This is a genomic window from Saccharopolyspora hattusasensis (assembly GCF_050972075.1).
In the GTDB taxonomy this organism is placed as follows: Bacteria; Actinomycetota; Actinomycetes; order Mycobacteriales; family Pseudonocardiaceae; genus Saccharopolyspora; species Saccharopolyspora hattusasensis.
The window spans coordinates 7,787,556-7,804,971 of sequence record NZ_JBPCDC010000001.1 but is presented as its reverse complement, the minus strand read 5'-3'; the positions used below and the strand labels follow the sequence as shown (position 1 = coordinate 7,804,971).

Sequence of the window (17,416 nt, the reverse complement as noted above, 5' to 3'; positions counted from 1 at the left end):
ACGTGATCAAGGTCGGCAAACCACAAGTGCACCGCGACACTCCCGCGCACGTCCCGGGCGTTGAGCAGGGCAACCAGGTCGGGCACTACCAACGCCAGCCCGGACACCACCCGGATGGGACGTCGACGGCCCGCCGGTCCACCGGGATCGGCGCAAAGCGGCACAACCCCATCCTGTCGTCGATGCCAAACCTCTCGCCAGCATGACCGCGGGGTTGCCCAGCGCCATGCCGGAACTGGCCTTCGCCGTCACCGGGGCGGAACCGGTGCGCATGGCCGCAGTGCCCGCACTGAGTTTCGAGCTCCACGTGCGTCGGGTCGGAGGCGGCTCCGTCCGGTCCATCAACCTCACCACGGCGATCCGCATCGCTGCGGCCCGCCGCCGCTACCGCGCCGCGGAGCAGGACGAGCTCGTGGAGCTCTTCGGCGTTCCCGAGCGGTGGGCGACCACGATGCGCCCGCTGCCCTGGGCGCGCCTGACCACCGTCGTCGGACCGTTCGACGACGACGTCGTGGTGCCGTTGCAGCTCGTCTGCACCGACGATGTCGAACTCGCGGTCGCCAAGTATTTCCACGCGGTGCGCGATGCTGCCGTGCCGCTGGATTTTCTGTTCAGCGGCACGATCTTCCACCTAGGTCCGGACGAGCGGTTGCGGACCGCGCAGATCGACTGGTCCCAGGACACGACCTTCGATCTGGCGGCGGGCCTGTGGCACGAGGCGCTCGGCGGAACCCGATGGGTGCGGATGTCCGAGGACAGCTTCTCGCGGCTGCACGACTACCGGCGTGCGCGGGCCCTCGGCACGTGGGACGAGACGATCAGCGCGCTGCTGGCGCGCACCGAACAGGACGTTTCGTGAGCCCGGGCGCGGATTCGGTACCGACCAGCGGAATGCGGGTGCGCCTGCGGCCAACACGTCGCGCCGACATCGTGGACATCGCTCTCGCGGGCAGGCTCGCCGAGGTCGAAGGCGTCGAGCACGGTGCGGACGGCCGGGTCTACGTGATCGTGTCGCTCCTCGGTGACACCGCGGTGGATCTCGGACCGATGAGCCAGCTCGGTCACCGGTTCTTCTTCTCCCCCGAAGAACTCGAACTGCTCCCCGGCGGAAGCGCGCGCCGGGTCCTGGTCGCGGGGGTCGGCGACATTTTCAGCTCCGGCGGAGGCCGAGCGCATCGGATCACCGAAGACCTGCGCAGGTCGGACCTTCCGCCAGGCGTGCGCGTCGCGAACTTCGGAATCCGGTGGCAGGATTTGCTTCGCTCGCTGGAGGATTGCGATGCCGCGGTTCTGCTGTGCGCCGGTGCTGCCGGCGAAGTCCGTTCGATCGAGATCGCAGATCTGCCGGGGTTCGCCCACTCGGGTGCGCAGCTTCAGCCCGCAGTGGCACACCGGTGCGTGCGGATCACCTCGGTCGGCTGCGGTGAAACCGGTGGCGCTGGTTTGGCTGGACGAGCACTGGCCATCGAGGCTGTCATGTCCGTTGTGGACGATCTATTGGCTGATCGAGCTTTCGAGGGAGGAACCGTCGATGAAAGATGACATCCATGTGCCGCGCAAGGCCGTCTACGCGGCACTCGGCGTGCTGTCCGCGGTCGCGGCGGTGGTTCTCGCGCTGCAGGTGCCCGCGATCACGAGGTACGTGAAAGCTTCTCGAATGTGATTGCAGGGCAAGCAGATCAAGTTGTGCGCCGCTCATGACGGACCTTAGCGTTGGTACGCCGCACGATCGCGAATGAGGATGTGACCCCGATGCCGTGGTCCGGACAAGCAGCTGCTCGTGCCGTCGACGAGATCTTCGAACGACGGGTGCCGCCGCTGCAGACTCTCGTCGGAGACGCCGAACGCGTCGCCCGCGCATGCCATGCGATGGCCACCCGGTTCCACGCGGGCGGCAAGCTCATCGTGTTCGGCAACGGCGGGCCGAGCACGGACGCCCAGCACGTGGCCGTCGAGTTCGTCCACCCGGTGATCGTGGGCAAAAAGGCGCTTCCGGCGATCTCGCTGACCGCGGACGTCGCGACGGTGACCGGGGTGGCCACCGGCGAAGGGCTGGACGAGGTGTTCGCCCACCAGGTCCGGCACCTGGCCGACCCGGAGGACATCGCCCTGGGCATCTCCACCGACGGCAACTGCGGGAACGTCCTGCGCGGCCTGGCCGTGGCCCGTGATCGAGGCCTGCTGACCGTCGGGCTGGCGGGCGGCGGCGGTGGGCGCATCGCCCGTGCGGGCCTCGACCACGTGCTGATCGCCGATGCGGTCGATCCGCGGGTCGTCAAGGAGGCGCACGTGACCATGTACCACGTGCTGTGGGAGCTCGTGCACGTGTTCTTCGAACACCCGGGCGCGTTGCAGCAGGGGGTGAGCGCATGACATCCGGAGATCCGGGGGAAACCTGCCGCGGCGATTCCTGCGTGACCTGTTCGGACGAGGCAACGGAAGTCCGGGTGCTGCGGCTGCTGGGCGACGAACTCGCCGCCGTGGCCACCGATTCGGGTGAAGAAGTGGTCAGCGTCGCCCTGGTTCCGGCTCGTCCCGGTGACACGGTGCTGGTCCACGCCGGTGAGTCGATCGCGATCGTGGAGGAGTGACCGCCGTGAGTTCAGGTGCCGATGCTGTCGAGTCGCTGTACCCGTTCTTGTCGACATCGGACGGCGACGTCGATGCGGTGCTCGCCGAAGTGCGCCAGTCCACGCAGGACAAGGCGCGCGAGATCATGCAGTTGCGCGAGGCGGTCAAGCAGGGGTACCGCGACGAGATCGTCGCGTGTTCGTCGGCGATGGCCGAGCGGTTCGCCCGCGGTGGGCGGCTGCTCACCTTCGGCAACGGCGGCAGCTCCACCGATGCGCAAGACCTTGCCAGCCTCTTCCTGAACCCGGGCGCTACCGCACCCGCGCTGCCCGCGATCGGGTTGACCAGCGATATCGCGGTGGTCACCGCCCTGTCCAACGACATCGGGTTCGACGTGGTGTTCGCCCGCCAGATCGGCGCCTTCGGCCGCCGCGACGACATCGCGGTGGGGCTGTCCACCAGCGGGAACTCGCCGAACCTGCTGCGGGCGTTCGAAGAAGCGGCGCGACGCGGATTGCTCACGATCGGGATAGCCGGCGACAAGGGCGGCCGGATGGCCGAGTGCGAGCACATCGACCGCCTTTTCGTGGTGCCGTCCGCCTCGGTGCACCGCATCCAGGAAGCGCAGACCACGCTCTACCACGCGCTGTGGGAGATGACCTTGCTGACGCTGCACGGGACGGGAGGAACGGCCGATGTGCCTCGCGATCCCCGGTGAAGTCCTCGAGATCCTGCCGGACCGCCCGGATCTGGCCAAGGTCGAAGTCAGCGGCGTCCGCCGCAACATCAACGTCAGCCTCCTCGGCAGACCACCCGAGCCGGGCGAGTGGATCCTGATCCACGTCGGATTCGCAATGTCCACAATAGACGAGACCGAAGCGCGTGCGGTGCTGGATTTCCTGGAGGGCTTGGGGCAGACCTACACCGACGAGATCGATGCGCTGCAGGACTCCCGCATCGAATGACTGATTCCGCTGCCCGCACCGCTATGCAAAAAGAGACTGGAAAACGCTCAAAGGGGGGCGGATGCGATTCGTCGACGAGTACCGGGACGCGGACAAGGCGCGGGCGCTGGCGGCCGAGATCGCCGCGCTCTGCGTGCCGGGCCGGCAGTACAAGTTCATGGAGGTCTGCGGCGGCCACACCCACACCATCTACAAGCACGGGATCGAGGACTACCTGCCGGCGAACGTCACCCTGGTGCACGGCCCCGGGTGTCCGGTGTGCGTGATCCCGATGGGCCGGGTCGACGACGCCATCCACATCGCCCGGCAACCGGACGTGCTCATGACCTCGTTCGGCGACATGATGCGGGTACCGGGCAGCAACGGGAACTTCTTCGACTCCAACGCCGAGGACACCAACATCCGCATGGTGTACTCGCCGCTGGACTCGCTGAAGCTCGCCCGGCAGAAACCGGACCGGCACGTGGTGTTCATGGCGATCGGGTTCGAGACCACTGCCCCGTCGACGGCGATGACCCTGCTGCGCGCCGAGCAGGAGGGTCTGGAGAACTTCTCCGTCTTCGGCAACCACGTGACGATCATCCCGGCGATCAAGGCTATCCTGGACTCCCCCGACCTGCGCCTGGATGGGTTCCTCGGGCCGGGGCACGTGTCGACGGTGATCGGCTGCCGGCCGTACGAGTTCATCGCCCGCGACTACGGCAAGCCCGTGGTGGTCTCGGGCTTCGAACCGCTGGACATCATGCAGTCGATCTACCTGCTGCTCAAGCAGCTCGCGGAGAACCGCTGCGAGGTCGAGAACCAGTACGCCCGCGTGGTGCCGTGGCAGGGCAACACGACCGCGCTGGAAGCGATCGCCAAGACCATGGAGCTGCGGCCGTACTTCGAGTGGCGCGGGTTGGGTTTCATCTCGCACTCCGCGCTGCGGCTCCGCGAGGCGTACGCGCGGTTCGACGCCGAACGGCGCTTCGACCTGCCCGGGGTGCGGGTGGCCGACCCCAAGGCATGCCAGTGCGGCGAGGTGCTCAAGGGCGTCCTCAAACCGTGGGAGTGCAAGGTGTTCGGCACGGCCTGCACGCCGGAAACACCGATCGGCACCTGCATGGTCTCGCCGGAAGGAGCCTGCGCCGCGTACTACAACTTCGGCCGGTTCAGCCGGGAACGCGTCAGGGAGGCGAGCCGAACATGAGCGCGGAACCCCGAGCGGAGCTGACCGACGAGCATCGCGACCCCGAGCAGCAAGTGCTCGACCGGATCGAGAAGGCCCGCCGCCGCAAGCCGAAGGTGAAGGAGGAGCGGATCACCCTCGCCCACGGCTCCGGCGGGAAGGCGACGCAGACGCTCGTCGAGGCCGTGTTCCTGGAGGCGTTCCGCAACGAATTGCTGGAACCCCTGGAGGACGGTGCGGAGCTGGCGGTGGACGGAACCCGGCTGGCTTTCACCACGGATTCGTTCGTGGTGTCGCCGCTGTTCTTTCCCGGCGGGAACATCGGCGACCTGGCCGTCAACGGCACGGTAAACGACCTCGCCGTCTCCGGCGCGACACCGCAGTACCTGTCGGCCGGTTTCCTGATCGAGGAGGGCTTCCCGGTCGCCGACCTGACCCGCATCGTCGAATCGATGTCGAAGGCGGCGCTGGCGGCCGGGGTGCGGGTGGTAACCGGCGACACGAAGGTCGTGGAGAAGGGCAAGGCGGACGGCTGCTACATCAACACCTCGGGCGTCGGCGTCATGCGGACCGACCACCGGCTGGGCGTCAACACGGTCCGCCCTGGTGATGCCGTCCTGGTCTCGGGCCCGATCGGCGATCACGGGGTGACGGTGATGCTCGCCCGCGGCGAACTCGACATCGACTCCGACGTGGTCTCCGATACCGCGCCCGTCCACCAGCTCGTCGCCGACCTGCTCGCGGCGGTTCCGGACGTCCGGGCGCTCCGCGATGCGACGAGGGGCGGTGTTGCGACGATCCTCAACGAAATCGCCCGGGCCGCGCAGGTAGCAGTCGTCGTGGACGAAGCGGAGGTACCCGTGCGCACCGAAGTGCGGGGCGCCTCGGAGCTGCTGGGGATCGATCCGCTCTACGTGGCTTGCGAGGGACGCATCGTCGTAGTCATCCCAGGTGCTCGGACCGAGGCAGCGCTGCAGGCGATGCGGGCGCATCCGCTGGGAGAACAGGCCGCGCTCATCGGACGCGTCGCGGACGACCCGCCGGGGCTGGTGCTGCTGAACACGACGTTCGGCGGCACCCGCATCGTCGATCTGCTGGTGGGCGACCCCCTCCCGCGGATCTGCTAGCCGTGCACGAGCTCGGCATCACCCAGAGCATCGTGGACGCCGTGCTGGACGCGGTCGAGGAGCCGGCCATCAAATGCGTGCATCTAGAGGTCGGGCGGCTCTCCGGCGTGGTGCCCGGCGCGATCCGGTTCTGCTTCGAGCTGGTGGCGGACGGCACGCGACTGGCATCGGCCCGGTTGGACATCACCGAGCCGGCCGGTCGCGGCGAATGCCGTTCGTGCGGACTTGAAATCGACATGGACGACCTGATCACGCGCTGCGCGTGCGGCGGCGTCGACATAGCGGTGCTCGCCGGACAGGAACTGCGGATCAAGGCAGTGGAGGTGGGATAGATGTGCGGTACGTGCGGATGCGCCGACGAGGAATCGAAGACCATCGTCCTGGAGCAGCAGGTGCTGGCCAAGAACGACGGCCTCGCGGACGCGAACCGGAACTGGCTGCAGGCCAGGGGGATCGCGATGATCAACCTGATGAGCTCGCCCGGTTCCGGCAAGACGAGCCTGCTGGCCCGAACCGCGCGCGAGTTCGGCGCTGCCCCGCTCGCGGCCGTCGAGGGTGACCAGGAGACCGGCCTCGACGCGGCTCGGCTGCGGGACAGCGGCTGCCCGGTGGTGCAGATCAACACCGGTACGGGCTGCCACCTGGACGCGACGATGGTGGCCGACGGACTGCGCGCGCTGCGGCCTCCGCACCATTCCGTGCTGTTCGTCGAGAACGTCGGGAACCTGGTGTGCCCGGCGCTGTTCGACCTAGGCGAGCAGGCCCGCGTCGTCCTCGCCTCGGTGACCGAGGGCGCGGACAAGCCGCTGAAGTACCCGCACATGTTCCGCGCGGCGGATCTGGTGCTGCTGAACAAGATCGACCTGCTGCCCCACGTCGACTTCGACGTGGCGGGCTTCATCGACGCCGCTTCGATGGCCAATCCCGGTGTCCGGGTGCAGCGCCTCTCGGTCACCACCGGCGAAGGCATCACCGAGTGGTACGACTGGCTCAGTGAACAGGCGCACGGTTATTGATAGGGAAATTCAATGGTGTGATCTTCGTTGGTCTGCCGTGATCGCTGGTGTGCGGGATGCGCGGAGGTTATCGCCTGAGGTGCAGGAGGATCTGCGGCGCAGGGTGGTTCGCGGCGGTGCACGGTGGGATGAGGCAGGTCGAGGCGGCGCTGGTGTTCGCGGTAGCGCCGCAGTCGGTGTCCGGATGGGCGCAGGTGTGGCGGAAACAGGGTTCGAAGGGTCAAGCACGACCAGCTCGCCATTGTGGTGCCGGTTCGCCCGGCAGCCGACCTGATCGACCTACTCGCTTCGTGCGGCGTGAGTTGTCTTTACGAGGCGAAGCCGGGGCATTTCGAGCGCGTCCGGGCGGCCTGAAGGTGTTATTGATCGGGAACTTATAGGTGTGATCTTCGTTGATCTGGCATGATCGCTGGTGTGCGGGACGCGCGGAGGTTGTCGCCTGAGGCGCAGGAGGATTTGCGGCGCAGGGTGGTCGCTGCTGTTCATGGTGGGATGAGTCAGGTCGAGGCGGCCCGGGTGTTCGCGGTGGCCCCGCAGTCGGTGTCCAGATGGGTGCAGGCGTGGCGGAAACGTGGCTCGAAGGGTCTCACCGGGCGTCGCCGGGGTCGCAAGCCCGGCGAGCAGAAAGCGTTGAGTGCCCGCCGGCAGCGCAAGCTGCGGTATGCGGTGGCCGAGCACACCCCGGCCACGTTCGGGCTGACCGGCCTGGTGTGGACCCGCAAGACAGTGGCCGAGCTGATCCGGGTGCGCCACGGCATCGTGTTGAACCTGCGCACCGTCGGCAACTACCTGCGTTCCTGGGGATTGTCGCCGCAGAAACCGATCCGCAAGGCCTACGAACAGGACCCCGAGTCGGTGCGCCGATGGCTGGAGGAGGACTACCCGGCCATCGCCGCCCGCGCCCGCCGCGAGGGCGCACTGATCCTGTGGCTGGACCAGACCGGGATCCGTTCCGACGCCACCGTAGCCCGCACCTGGGCACCGGCGGGCCAGACACCGGTGGTGGGCAAAACGGGCAAACGATTCAGCGTGAACGCCATGTGCGCGATCGGGAACAAAGGCGAGCTGTACTTCACCGTCTACACCGGCTCGTTCAACGGCAAGGTGTTCCTGCGGTTCCTGGACCGGCTGACCCGCCATCTGGACCGCAAGGTCCACCTGATCGTTGACGGACACCCCGTCCACCGCCGCAAGACCATCCAGCAATGGATCACCAAGCACGCTGAGGCGATCGAGATGCACTTCCTGCCCGGATACAGCCCCGAACTCAACCCCGACGAGATACTCAATGCCGACCTCAAACGCACCATGTCCACCAGCACAGCCCCGAAAACCCGCGACGAGTTGAAACAAGCGGTCCGCTCCTTCCTCCACCGCCTCCAGAAGCTGCCCGACCGAGTTCGCTCCTACTTCGGCAAACCCGAAGTTCGCTACGCCGCCTGACATCACACATTTGCCACCCGGATCAATATGTCGTTCTTCCTGAAGCGCAGGGCGGTCGGTGGCCGGGCGCGTGGGGGCATTCGCGCCCGGTCACCGGGGGAAGGTCTGGTGCGGCGGAGGCCGGGGGAGGCGCCGCACCGGCCCGGCTGGGAAGGTCAGGTCTCGTGAGTGATCCTTCCGGTAAGAACCGGAAGGATCACTCACAAGCGTTCAGGCACACAGGAGGTGCCGCCCGGTGGGCTCCTCCTGGGGCGCCGAGCTCGCCTGGGTCGGCTGTGGAGATCCCGGTGGTCTGGGGGGTGTCCTTGTTCCGCCCGGTGTCTTCGTCGCGGGTTTCGGCTTCGATGTCGGCTATGAGGTGCCAGACCGTGTAGGCGGCTTCGCCGCCGCCTACGGCGTGCTGGCCGGATCGAGAACGCGAGGGCTGTTGCGGGTAGCTGGGTGGTGAGTATGGCGAGGATCAGCAGGGTGAAGAGGACGAACGTGCTGAGCTGGGCCCAGGACATCGGTGGTTCTCCTTCGGTGGGGCGAAGGGTGGGGTCAATTTCGCGAGAAATTGACGTTCACCCGGGTGACGGTCAATTTCTCGCGAAATTGCCACCACCTGCACGAACGCACTGCGGCGATCACGAAGCGCGACGATGGCCCGTCACCCGGGGTGGGCGCAATTTCTCGCGAAATTGCGCCGTCCTCGGGTGACCACAGGCGGGTGGTGGGGGTGTGCCGGCAGCGCATGCGGGTGTCCTCGCTGGTCCAGTCCCATTTCGGCTCCCGCGGCGTTCGGCTGGGGCGGTGGCCGAGTTGATCCGGGTGCGGCACGGCGTCGTGTTGAGTTTGCGCACCGTCGGCGACTATCTGCGCTGTTGGGGTGTGTCGCCGCAGACACCGGTCCGCAGGCCTACGAGCGGGACCCCGAGGCCGTGTGCTGGTGGCTGGAGGAGGACTATCCGGCCATCGTTGCTCGCGCTTGCCGCGAGGGCGCGGTGATCTCGTGGCTGGACCAGACCGGGATCCGCTCTGATGCCGCAGTGGGCCGAACCTGCCGAACCTGGGCACCGGCCGGCCGGACACCGGTGGTGGGCAAGACCAGGGAAACGGTTCAGCGTGAACGCCATGTGCGCGATCGGTAACAAGGGGCGAGCTGTACTTCACCGTCTACACCGGGTCGTTCAACGCCGGCGTGTTCGTGCCGTTTCTGGACCGTCTGACCCGTCACCTGGACCGTACGGTCCAGGAGATCGTCGACGGTCGTCCTGTCCACCGCCGCAAGACCGTCCGCAAGTGGGTGGACGATCACGCTGCGGCGATCGGGATGCACTTCCTGCCCGGATACAGCCCGGAGCTCAACCCCGACGAGATCCGGGGTGCCGACCTCAAAAGGACCATGTCCACCGGCACAGCACCGAAAACCCGCGACGAGTCGAAACAAGCGGTCCGCTCCTTCCTCCACCGACTCCACAAGTCGCCTGGCCCGAGTTCGCTCCTACTTCGGCAAACCCGAAGTCCGCTACGCCGCCTGACATCACACAATTGCCCTACGAACCAATAGGAGTGGTTTTAGGACGGCTTGCTTAGCGGTGCGGGTAGCGGAACCTCAAGGACCGCTTAACGCCGCTGCCGGCACAGCGCTCCGGCGACGGCGGCCTGCCCCAGGCTGATCCCCCCATCGTTGGCCGGGACCTGTGAATGCAGCAGGGTGCGGAACCCGCGTCGGTGCAGCATGGTCGTGACGCGCAGCAACAGCAGTGCATTCTGGAAGACGCCGCCCGAGAGCGCCACCGCGGCGATCCCGGTGGATTCCCGCAGCCGATCGCAGACATCCACCACCGCCGCTGCGAGTCCGTTGTGGAATCGTGCGGCGATCACCGGTACCGGGGTCGCGGCCCGAAGGTCGGTCACGACCGAACGCACCAGGTCCGCGCCGCGCACCCGCAGCACGGGCCCGCCGCTGATCGACACCGGGTAACCGCCGGTTTCGGTGCTGTCGGCCAGCTGTTCGAGCTCGATGGCGGCTTGTCCTTCGTAGTTGATCACGTCCCGCACCCCGAGGACCGCCGCCACGGCGTCGAACAGCCGCCCGGCGCTGGAGGTCGGCGGCGCGTGCCGGCGCTGCCGCAGCAATGCGGCGACTTCGGTCCAATTCGGGTTGCGCCGCAACACGTCGAGGTCCGCGGACAGGTGATCGACCTCCGCCAGGTAGGAGACGGCGGTCCGCCACGGCTGCTTGATCGCGGTTGTCCCGCCCGGCAGCGGCACCGGGTCCAGGTGTCCCAGCCGCCGGAAGCGGGCCAGGTCGGCGACCAGGAACTCCCCTCCCCAGATCGAGCCGTCGGTGCCGTAACCGGTCCCGTCGAACGCCACCCCGATCACCGGGCCGGTTTCGCCGTTGTCCGCCAGGCATGACGCGATGTGCGCGTGGTGGTGCTGCACGCCCACCAGCTCGACGCCGTCGAGCTCCGCGGCAAACTTCGTCGACAGGTACTCGGGGTGCAGGTCGTGGGCCACGACCTGCGGTTCGACGTCGAAGAGCCGTCGGAAATGCGCGATCCCGCCGGTGAAGGACCGCAGCGTCTCGTAGTTCTCCAGATCGCCGATGTAGTGGGAGACGAACACGTGCTCGCCCTTGGCAACCGCGAAGGTGTTCTTCAGCTCGGCGCCGCAAGCCAGCACCGGCTGCGGGAACGGCCACGGCAACGTCAGCGGTTCCGGTACGTAGCCGCGAGAACGCCGGATCGGCATCTCGCGTCCGCTGACAACGCGGACCACGGAATCATCGGTGCGCATGTGGATGGGCCGGTCGTGCATCAGGAACCCATCGGCGATTTCGCCCAGCCGCTCCAGCGCGTCGTCGTCGCGGTAGGCGATCGGCTCGTCGGAGACGTTCCCGCTGGTGAGCACGATCGGCCGGGGAAACCCGCGGAGCAGCAGGTGATGCAGCGGGGTGTACGGGAGCATGAGGCCCAGTTGACGAGTACCGGGCGCGATGCTCGGTGCGACCGCGGCGCCGGGCAGCCGGTCGAGCAGCACGATCGGCCGGCGACGCGACGTGAGCAGCGCTTCTTCGAGGTCATCGATCGCGCACAGCGACCGCGCCTGCTCCACCGACGCCACCATGATCGCGAATGGCTTGTCCTCGCGGTGCTTCCGCTTGCGCAACGTGGCCGCCGCATCGTCATCGGTGGCGTCCACGGCCACGTGGTAGCCGCCCAGTCCCTTCACGGCCAGCACCTCGCCGCGCGCCAGGGCCGCCACCGCTTCCGCCAGGGGATCGCCTCGGCGGGCCACGCCACCACGATCGGTCAGCCGCAGCCGCGGACCGCAGTCCGGGCAGCACACCGGCTGGGCGTGGAAGCGGCGGTTCGCCGGATCGCGGTACTCGGCTTCGCACTTGGCGCACAAGGCGAATTCCGACATCGTCGTGTTCGGCCGGTCGTACGGCACATCCCGGACGATGGTGAAGCGCGGCCCGCAGTTGGTGCAGTTGGTGAACGGGTAGCCGAACCGCCGGTCACCGGGGTCGGCGATCTCATCCGAGCAGTCGGCGCAGGTAGCGCTGTCGCTGGAGACGAGGGTCGCCCGCGGTCCGGCAGCGTCGCTATCGACGACGCGGAATCCCTCTTCAGCCACCGTCTCGGCGTCGGTGGCGGAGACCCGGGCGACCGCCGCCAGCGGCGGAGCCTGTTCTTGGAGCAGGGCCAGGAATCGCTGGACGACCGAATCCGCGCCCTCCACCTCGATGAACACGCCGTGCACGTCGTTGCCGACATGCCCGGTCAGCCCCAGGCGGGTCGCCAACGAATAGACGAAGGGGCGGAAACCGACGCCCTGCACGATTCCCTCGACCCGAATCCGCTTCCGGACCAACTCACCCACCGACCCAGTCTCCGGCGAGTCGGCTGCCGGTGCATCCGCTATCCGATCCGGTCGAACCCGCGGCTCTAATCCCGGTTCACCCGGCGCGGGAACGAAACCGCATCAAGCCGCGGAAGCGGTTTCGACCACGAGGGCGATCGGCGTCGCCCCGGGAACGGCAGGGGGACCGATCTGCTCACCTGGCGCGCAGGACCGCGACCGGGCAAGGCGCCCGGTTCACCACGGCGTGGCTGACCGAACCGAGCACGCTTCGGCGAATGCGGCCCCGGCCGTGACTCCCGACCACCAGCAGCCCTGCCCCGCGCGCCTCGCGCAACAAGGCCTGCGCGGGCTTTTCCGGGGTGATCGTGCGCCGCACGTCGACGTCGGGGTACTGCTCTCCCCAGCCGGCCAGGGATTCGGCGACCGCTTCCTCGGCTTCGCCACGCACCTCGCTCCACGGCAGCTCCCACTGCTTGACCCGGGCGAAGGGGTCCAGCGGCAGGTCGCTCCAGGCGTGCACGGCCACCAGGTCGCAGCCGTGCCGGGAGGCGAAGTCGTAGGCGAAGCCGATGGCCAGCTTGCTGGCGGACGACCCGTCGACACCGACCACCACAGGTTCTGTCCCTGGCTCCTCGACGCTGCCGCGGACCACCACGACCGGGGCGCCGGGGCGTCGCGTCAGCAGCTCCGCAGAGGTCGAGCCGAGGACCCCCATCTCCACCTCGATCCGCGGCCCACCGAGCACCAGCACCTCCGCGTCCTCGGCAATCTCGCTGAGCACCTCGGCCGGGTCCCCGAACCGCAGGTGGCTGCGCACCTCCAGCTCCGGGTCGAGCTCCCGGCAGGCCTCACCCAGCACGTCGAGCTCGCGCCGCAGGATCTGCTGCAGCGGTTCGAGCACACCGTCCTCGCCCGGCACCTCGATCGTGGTGTGCTCGTCGAACGGCCACGTGAGCACGTGCACCAGCAACAAGGGCCGGCGCCGATCGGACGCCTCGCGCACCGCCCAGCGAACCGCCCGGCGGGACGGCTCCGACAAATCGAATCCCACGATGACCGCCTTGCGCGCTGTCGCAGCCACCCGAAACGCCTCCCCCTGCCATCGGTCGGTCGATGCTTTACATGGTGGATCGGACCTCGACGCGCGGCACTCGATCAGGGCACATCACTGGCGGTCTCCCAGGCCGCAATGAGGCCGTCGGACCCTCGTCCACGCTAAGCCGACGAGCCGCAGCGACGGCATCGAACGACGGTGGATTCGCGCATCAGGTCGGGTATCCGAGAAGTGCTAGTCCGACCACGGTCTAGGAGGCTGGTGTTTTTCGGGAAGTACCCGGCAGGTGCCTCGAACTTCGAGGCTTAGGGTGGACTGATTCGATCGGCGACCGTCTTTCCGACCGTCTACGGCGATCTCAGCCCCGCACGATTTGTCCGGGTCGGTCTTTCGATGAAAATGAGGCCGTTCGACACCAGCCACCTAGGCGGTGTGGAGAACCGGAGTCCGCATGGCCACCACGAACATCGATCCGCGTCGCTACCGCGCGGTGCTGTTCGACATGGACGGGATGATCGCCGACGCCGCCTCGGCGAGCGAGCGGCTGTTCGACGACGCGGTCCCGTTGGTCGCCGCGTTGCGCCGCCGAGGCGTCCGGACCGCGGTCATCTCCGCCAGCCGCAATTGCATCCAGGTCCTGGAACAGGCCGGAGCAGGACAGCTGTTCGACGTCCGGGTGGACGGTATGCTCGCCGATGAGCTGGGGTTGCCCGGCAAGCCCGATCCCGCGGTGTTCCTCGAAGCCGCGCGTCGGCTCGACACGCCGCCCTGGGCGTCCGTGGTCGTCGAAGACGCCCAAGGCGGGCTGGAGGCCGCCAGAACGGGTGGTTTCGGCCTCATCATCGGGATTGCCCGGACCGGCCCGCCGAGCCGGCTGCTGGAGGCCGGGGCCGACGTGGTCGTACCGGCGCTCACCGACGTTTCCGTCGCGGCGTCCAGCGAGCGGCGGCTGTCCGAGGTCCCCGACGGCCTCGGCCGCTGGGGCGAGATCGCCGACCGCCTCCGAGGTCACCGACCTGTGGTTCTGCTGGACTTCGACGGCACTCTCGCGCCGATCCGGAGCGACCCGACCAAGGTCACCATGCCGGTGAAGACGCGGGAGGTCCTGCAGCGGCTCGTCCAGCGCTGCCCGGTGGCGATCCTCAGCGGCCGGGACCTGCAGGACGTGCGCAGCAGGATCCGCATCGACGGCCTGTGGTGTGCGGGAAGCCACGGATTCGAGCTGGCCGGCCCGGACGACGTGTCGATCGCACTGCCGGCCGGTGAGTCCGCGCTGCCCGATCTCGAGGAGGCCGAACAGCGGCTGTCCGATGAGCTGGAACTCACCGCAGGCGCCCGGGTCGACCGGAAGCACTTCGCCCTCGCGGTGCACTACCGCAACGTCGCGCCGGACGCCGTCGACCAAGTGATATCCACTGTGGACAGCGTCGGTGGCGCTTTCCCCGCACTTCGCACGGCGCACGGCCGGCGAGTGGTCGAGTTGCTGCCGGACATCGACTGGAACAAGGGCCGGGCGCTGCGGTGGCTCTTGGACCGAATGGGCCTCTCGGGGCCCGACGTCGTTCCCGTCTTCGCCGGAGACGACTACACCGACGAAGACGCGCTGCGCGAGATCCACGACGACGGGATCGGAATCGTGGTGCGCAGCGCAGAACACGGCGATCGCCTGACCTGGGCCCACTACTCCGTCGACGACCCGCTCTCGCTGACCGCGTTGCTCGCCCGCTTCGCGTCGTCACCGGGCAGCGCATGAACCCGTGGCAACTCGACTTCCGCGACTTCGACCCGGACGACGAAGGTCGCCGGGAAGCCTTGTGCACCTTGGGAAACGGGTACTTCGCCACCCGAGGAGCAGCGCCGGAGTCCCGCGCCGACGGGGTGCACTACCCCGGCACCTACGTCGCAGGCTGCTACGACCGGCTCACCACGACCATCGCGGGAAAGGAGGTGGAGAACGAGTCGCTGGTCAACATGCCGAACTGGCTTCCGCTGAGCTTCCGCATCGACGAAGGTGCGTGGTTCGACCCGATGCAGGTAGAGCTGCTCGACCACGAGCAGGAACTCGACCTCGAACGCGGCATCCTGGTTCGCCGGTTACGCTTCCGCGACGAGCGGGCCCGTACGACCAGGGTCGTGCAGCGCAGGTTCGTGCACATGTCCCGGCCGCACCTCGCCGGACTGGAAACCACCCTCGTCGCCGAAGACTGGTCGGGCCCGATGACGTTCCGCTGCGGCATCGACGGCCGGGTGACCAACTGCGGTGTCGAGCGCTACCGAGACCTCGCCGGAAGGCACCTCGTCGACCATCAGTCCTTCGAAGTCGCGCCGAACATCGCCGTCCTGTGCGCGCGAACGTCCCAGTCCCGCATCCGCGTCGCCGAAGCCGCGCGGTTCCGGGTGTTCGTGGCGGGTGAGCTCCTTGACCCCGGCCCGTCCCTGGTCCGGCAGGACGACCTGATCGCCCACGACATCGCGCTGGACGTCGAGCAGAACGCCGAAGTGCGGGTGGAGAAGATCGTCTCGCTGCACACCTCGCTGGACCGCGCCAGCACCGAACCGGTCACCGAGGCCGTCGACGACGTGCGCGATGCCGCCGGGTTCGACGATCTGGCCCGAGCGCACAGCCTGGCGTGGGCGCACCTGCACGGGGGATTCCACTGTGGACTATCGAGGAGCGCGCCCGCGCGGCAGGCGGTGCACCTGCACCTGTTCCACCTGCTGCAGACCACCTCGCCGAACACCGTTGACCTCGACGCCGGTATCCCCGCTCGCGGATTGCACGGCGAGGCCTACCGCGGCCACATCTTCTGGGACGAGCTGTTCGTGCTGCCGACCCTCGACCTGCGCCTCCCGCAGCTGGCCCGTGCCCTGCTGCTGTACCGCTACCGCCGGCTGCAACAGGCGCGGAAAGCCGCCCGCGACGCGGGCTTCGCCGGCGCGATGTTCCCCTGGCAAAGCGGGAGCAACGGCCGCGAGGAAACCCAACGCCTGCACCTCAACCCCCGCTCGGGCCGCTGGCTGCCCGACCACACGCACCTGCAGCGGCACATCGGGCTCGCCATCGCCCACAACGTCTGGCACTACCACCGAGCCAGCGGGGACGAGGAGTTCTTCGCCGACTTCGGCGCGGAGATGATCCTGGAGATCGCCCGGTTCTTCGGCTCGCTCACCCAGTACGACCGCAGCCGGGACCGCTACGTCATCCGCGGCGTCGTCGGCCCGGACGAGTACCACACCGCATACCCCGGGTGGGACCGGCCGGGAATCGACAACAACGCCTACACCAACATCATGACCGCCTGGCTGTGCCGCACCGCCGTGCACGTCCTCCGCGAACTGCCCGGCCAGCGGCGCGGAGAACTCGTCGACGCGCTGGAGATCCGCCACGCCGAGATCGACCGCTGGAAGCGGATTTCGCAACGTATGTTCGTCCCGTTCCACGGCGACGGCATCATCAGCCAGTTCGACGGCTACGACCGGCTCGCCGAACTCGACTGGGACGCCTACCGGCAGCGCTACGGCGACATCCAGCGCCTGGACCGCATCCTGGAGGCTGAGAACGACGATCCGAACCGCTACCAAGCGTCCAAGCAGGCGGACGTGCTGATGCTGTTCTACCTGCTGTCGGCCGAAGAACTCGGGGAGATCCTGGGCAGGCTCGGCTACCCGATGCCCAGCATTCCCGGCAACATCGAGTACTACCTCAAGCGCACCAGCCACGGATCCACCCTCAGTGCCGTCGTGCACGCCTGGGTGCTGGCCCGCAGCCGACGGCACCGAGCACTGGAGTTCTTCGACGACGTGCTGGCCAGCGACGTCCACGACACCCAGCACGGCACCACCGCCGAAGGCATCCACCTCGCCGCCATGGCAGGCAGCATCGACCTCCTGCAACGCTGCTTCGCCGGTATCGAAATCCGCGACGGCGCACTGCACCTCAACCCGCTGTGGCCGAGCGAACTGGGGCCGCTGGAACTCTCCATCCGCTACCAGGGGCAACCGGTCACCATCAAGGTCACCGGGCGCACCGCCACCATCCGCACCAGCCCGGGGCGGAAGCGAGCCCCCATCACCTGCACCTGCGGCACCCGCACGGTCTGCCTGGGCCCAGGCGAAACCGCCCGCTTCTCGCTGGAACACCCCATCCGCGGCGCGGACCCGACGAGTTTCGCCTGATCCTGGCCGTCAGGCGGAACAACGCAGGCTATGAACCGTCC

At 68.1% G+C, this 17,416-nt stretch carries 20 protein-coding genes; 18 read left to right on the top strand and 2 right to left on the bottom strand.

Annotated features, from left to right (window positions below; translation table 11 throughout):
• The first annotated feature begins 2 nt into the window (after nt 1-2).
• The 16 genes from ACRXBZ_RS36920 (at nt 3) to ACRXBZ_RS36845 (ending at nt 9,839) form a co-directional block, all read left to right on the top strand.
• A complete protein-coding gene (locus ACRXBZ_RS36920; protein ID WP_433883022.1) occupies nt 3-206 on the top strand; it encodes a hypothetical protein in 204 nt (67 codons plus the stop codon).
• The gene (locus ACRXBZ_RS36915) at nt 203-859 is read left to right on the top strand and encodes a DUF6084 family protein (protein ID WP_246868447.1); all 657 of its coding nucleotides are present in this window, start codon (nt 203-205) and stop codon (nt 857-859) included. Before ACRXBZ_RS36920 ends, ACRXBZ_RS36915 begins: the two co-directional genes overlap by 4 nt.
• A complete protein-coding gene (locus tag ACRXBZ_RS36910; RefSeq protein WP_433883021.1) occupies nt 856-1,542 on the top strand; it encodes a hypothetical protein in 687 nt (228 codons plus the stop codon). The genes ACRXBZ_RS36915 and ACRXBZ_RS36910 overlap by 4 nt, the downstream gene beginning before the upstream one ends.
• Nucleotides 1,532-1,663, top strand: coding sequence for a hypothetical protein (locus tag ACRXBZ_RS36905; protein ID WP_256413574.1), 132 nt, complete (start codon nt 1,532-1,534; stop codon nt 1,661-1,663). Before ACRXBZ_RS36910 ends, ACRXBZ_RS36905 begins: the two co-directional genes overlap by 11 nt.
• 89 nt (nt 1,664-1,752) lie before the next feature.
• The gene (locus ACRXBZ_RS36900; protein WP_168588110.1) at nt 1,753-2,373 is read left to right on the top strand and encodes a D-sedoheptulose-7-phosphate isomerase; all 621 of its coding nucleotides are present in this window, start codon (nt 1,753-1,755) and stop codon (nt 2,371-2,373) included.
• Nucleotides 2,370-2,591, top strand: coding sequence for a HypC/HybG/HupF family hydrogenase formation chaperone (locus tag ACRXBZ_RS36895; RefSeq protein ID WP_168588109.1), 222 nt, complete (start codon nt 2,370-2,372; stop codon nt 2,589-2,591). The genes ACRXBZ_RS36900 and ACRXBZ_RS36895 overlap by 4 nt, the downstream gene beginning before the upstream one ends.
• Entirely contained in the window at nt 2,588-3,289 is a 702-nt protein-coding gene (locus ACRXBZ_RS36890; RefSeq protein ID WP_168588108.1) for a D-sedoheptulose-7-phosphate isomerase, read from the top strand. The genes ACRXBZ_RS36895 and ACRXBZ_RS36890 overlap by 4 nt, the downstream gene beginning before the upstream one ends.
• Entirely contained in the window at nt 3,267-3,536 is a 270-nt protein-coding gene (locus ACRXBZ_RS36885; RefSeq protein WP_168588107.1) for a HypC/HybG/HupF family hydrogenase formation chaperone, read from the top strand. The genes ACRXBZ_RS36890 and ACRXBZ_RS36885 overlap by 23 nt, the downstream gene beginning before the upstream one ends.
• 61 nt (nt 3,537-3,597) lie before the next feature.
• A complete protein-coding gene (hypD, locus tag ACRXBZ_RS36880) occupies nt 3,598-4,725 on the top strand; it encodes a hydrogenase formation protein HypD (protein WP_433883020.1) in 1,128 nt (375 codons plus the stop codon).
• The gene (gene hypE / locus ACRXBZ_RS36875) at nt 4,722-5,831 is read left to right on the top strand and encodes a hydrogenase expression/formation protein HypE (protein ID WP_433883019.1); all 1,110 of its coding nucleotides are present in this window, start codon (nt 4,722-4,724) and stop codon (nt 5,829-5,831) included. Before hypD ends, hypE begins: the two co-directional genes overlap by 4 nt.
• A gap of 2 nt (nt 5,832-5,833) precedes the next feature.
• Nucleotides 5,834-6,163 carry a hydrogenase maturation nickel metallochaperone HypA/HybF gene (locus ACRXBZ_RS36870; protein WP_433883018.1) on the top strand — a complete coding sequence of 110 codons (330 nt, stop codon included), beginning with the start codon at nt 5,834-5,836 and terminating at the stop codon, nt 6,161-6,163.
• Nucleotides 6,164-6,847 (top strand): hydrogenase nickel incorporation protein HypB, encoded by a 684-nt coding sequence (hypB, locus tag ACRXBZ_RS36865; RefSeq protein WP_433883017.1) that lies wholly within the window; start codon nt 6,164-6,166, stop codon nt 6,845-6,847.
• A 402-nt stretch (nt 6,848-7,249) separates the two neighbouring features.
• A complete protein-coding gene (locus tag ACRXBZ_RS36860; RefSeq protein ID WP_433881693.1) occupies nt 7,250-8,290 on the top strand; it encodes an IS630 family transposase in 1,041 nt (346 codons plus the stop codon).
• A 235-nt stretch (nt 8,291-8,525) separates the two neighbouring features.
• A complete protein-coding gene (locus ACRXBZ_RS36855; RefSeq protein WP_433883016.1) occupies nt 8,526-8,738 on the top strand; it encodes a hypothetical protein in 213 nt (70 codons plus the stop codon).
• Between the two features lie 272 nt (nt 8,739-9,010).
• Nucleotides 9,011-9,277 (top strand): winged helix-turn-helix domain-containing protein, encoded by a 267-nt coding sequence (locus ACRXBZ_RS36850; protein WP_433883015.1) that lies wholly within the window; start codon nt 9,011-9,013, stop codon nt 9,275-9,277.
• Between the two features lie 154 nt (nt 9,278-9,431).
• On the top strand, nt 9,432-9,839 hold the full coding sequence (locus tag ACRXBZ_RS36845; RefSeq protein ID WP_433884088.1) for a transposase: 408 nt from the start codon (nt 9,432-9,434) through the stop codon (nt 9,837-9,839).
• A gap of 56 nt (nt 9,840-9,895) precedes the next feature.
• Here the strand turns inward: ACRXBZ_RS36845 and hypF are convergent, their stop codons facing one another.
• Nucleotides 9,896-12,163 carry a carbamoyltransferase HypF gene (gene hypF, locus ACRXBZ_RS36840; RefSeq protein WP_433883014.1) on the bottom strand — a complete coding sequence of 756 codons (2,268 nt, stop codon included), beginning with the start codon at nt 12,161-12,163 and terminating at the stop codon, nt 9,896-9,898.
• 175 nt (nt 12,164-12,338) lie between these two features.
• Nucleotides 12,339-13,226: a universal stress protein gene (locus ACRXBZ_RS36835; RefSeq protein ID WP_433883013.1), complete on the bottom strand. Its 888-nt coding sequence runs from the start codon at nt 13,224-13,226 to the stop codon at nt 12,339-12,341.
• A 424-nt stretch (nt 13,227-13,650) separates the two neighbouring features.
• Between ACRXBZ_RS36835 and otsB the strand changes: the two genes are divergently transcribed.
• Both otsB and ACRXBZ_RS36825 read left to right on the top strand, forming a co-directional pair.
• Nucleotides 13,651-14,952, top strand: coding sequence for a trehalose-phosphatase (gene otsB / locus ACRXBZ_RS36830; protein ID WP_433883012.1), 1,302 nt, complete (start codon nt 13,651-13,653; stop codon nt 14,950-14,952).
• Complete coding sequence (locus ACRXBZ_RS36825) at nt 14,949-17,375, top strand: glycoside hydrolase family 65 protein (protein WP_433883011.1); 2,427 nt, start codon at nt 14,949-14,951, stop codon at nt 17,373-17,375. The genes otsB and ACRXBZ_RS36825 overlap by 4 nt, the downstream gene beginning before the upstream one ends.
• Nucleotides 17,376-17,416: the final 41 nt, after the last annotated feature.

What these genes read in the sequence shown, in the direction of transcription:
- ACRXBZ_RS36825 (WP_433883011.1), top strand. Translation starts at nt 14,949, where the DNA reads ATGAACCCGTGGCAACTCGACTTCCGCGACTTCGACCCGGACGACGAA.
- ACRXBZ_RS36905 (WP_256413574.1), top strand. Translation starts at nt 1,532, where the DNA reads ATGAAAGATGACATCCATGTGCCGCGCAAGGCCGTCTACGCGGCACTC.
- ACRXBZ_RS36915 (WP_246868447.1), top strand. Translation starts at nt 203, where the DNA reads ATGACCGCGGGGTTGCCCAGCGCCATGCCGGAACTGGCCTTCGCCGTC.
- hypD (WP_433883020.1), top strand. Translation starts at nt 3,598, where the DNA reads ATGCGATTCGTCGACGAGTACCGGGACGCGGACAAGGCGCGGGCGCTG.
- ACRXBZ_RS36860 (WP_433881693.1), top strand. Translation starts at nt 7,250, where the DNA reads ATGATCGCTGGTGTGCGGGACGCGCGGAGGTTGTCGCCTGAGGCGCAG.
- ACRXBZ_RS36885 (WP_168588107.1), top strand. Translation starts at nt 3,267, where the DNA reads ATGTGCCTCGCGATCCCCGGTGAAGTCCTCGAGATCCTGCCGGACCGC.
- hypB (WP_433883017.1), top strand. Translation starts at nt 6,164, where the DNA reads ATGTGCGGTACGTGCGGATGCGCCGACGAGGAATCGAAGACCATCGTC.
- ACRXBZ_RS36900 (WP_168588110.1), top strand. Translation starts at nt 1,753, where the DNA reads ATGCCGTGGTCCGGACAAGCAGCTGCTCGTGCCGTCGACGAGATCTTC.
- hypE (WP_433883019.1), top strand. Translation starts at nt 4,722, where the DNA reads ATGAGCGCGGAACCCCGAGCGGAGCTGACCGACGAGCATCGCGACCCC.
- ACRXBZ_RS36895 (WP_168588109.1), top strand. Translation starts at nt 2,370, where the DNA reads ATGACATCCGGAGATCCGGGGGAAACCTGCCGCGGCGATTCCTGCGTG.
- otsB (WP_433883012.1), top strand. Translation starts at nt 13,651, where the DNA reads ATGGCCACCACGAACATCGATCCGCGTCGCTACCGCGCGGTGCTGTTC.